At 61.5% G+C, this 1214-nt stretch carries 1 protein-coding gene; it reads left to right on the top strand.

Translation table 11 applies throughout. The features are described 5' to 3' along the window. The coding region (locus DOM56_RS19605) for an Ig-like domain-containing protein (protein WP_157958295.1) at window positions 1-1214 on the top strand (1214 nt) is incomplete at both ends.

Here is a 1214-nt window from a genome sequence, read left to right on the forward strand (position 1 = left end):
AGCGACGGCAGCTATAGCTTCAACCCGGGCACGGACTTCGACAGCTTGAAGGCGGGCGAGAGCCGCAACGTCTCTTTCACCTACACGGCGACTGATAACAATGGTGGGGTGAGTGCACCGCAGACGGTGACCCTCAAGGTGACCGGCACCAACGATGCGCCGGTGGCGAACGACGATAGCTATGCCACGAATGGCAAGTTTGGCGGGCTTTACTCCGAGTACTTCGCCTACCAGGAGGGCGCTGACGCCGATGGCCCGAATCTCTCGAGCGTCTCGCAGGCCCAGGCATTCATCGCCGAGAAAGGCACACCCGATGCCACCTTCGTGGCAAGCTCGCTGTTCTACAACTACATCAGTGGCAATCTCGCCAACCCCACCAATCTGAAGGCGTTTCTCGGGGCAGACGCTGACTCCTTAAGCACCGATACGCCGGCGACGGGGACCGATGCCATTCTTCGGATGCGAGGTGTCGTCGAGCTGCAAGCAGGCAGCTACTCGTTCAAGATCCTCTCGGACGATGGCTATCAGGTGATGATCGATGGCAAACCGGTGGCCACGGTCGATCACAACCAAAGCCCGGCGACCAACGAGCACAGTTTTACGGTGGTGCAGGGCGGTACGCATGCCATAGAGATCGTCTACTGGGATCAAGGTGAGCATGCGATCTTCCAGCCCGAGCTGAAGTTCGGCGACGGCGAGTACATGCCACTCGGCGACTTCGTCGTCGATGCACCTTTGACGACCGCGGAAGATACCGCGATCTACCTGCGTCCTGGAGATCTGCTTGCCAACGACACCGACGTCGAGGGCGATACGCTGAGCGTCACGAGTGTCGGTAATGCCAGCCACGGCAGCGTGTCGTTCATCGATGGGGCCATCGTCTTCACGCCGCAGGCCAACTACAGCGGCCCTGCCACGTTCGAGTACACGATCAGCGATGGTCAGGGGGGCAGTGACACTGCAACGGTCACGCTGCTCGTGATGCCGGTGAACGATGCGCCGGTGGCGGTTGCCGATACCGGCAGCACGGGTGAAAACGCCACCCTCAACGTCGCCGCCGCCCAAGGTGTGCTGGCCAACGACAGCGATGTCGACGGCGGCACGTTGAGCGTCAGCGCGGTCAATGGCGTGGCAGGTAGCGTGGGGCAGTCCATCGCCGGCTCCAACGGCGGCACCTTCACGTTGAACGCCGATGGCAGCTACAGCTTCAACCC

The sequence above is a fragment of the Salinicola sp. CR57 genome (genome assembly GCF_003206585.1).
Classification (GTDB): Bacteria; Pseudomonadota; Gammaproteobacteria; order Pseudomonadales; family Halomonadaceae; genus Salinicola; species Salinicola lusitanus.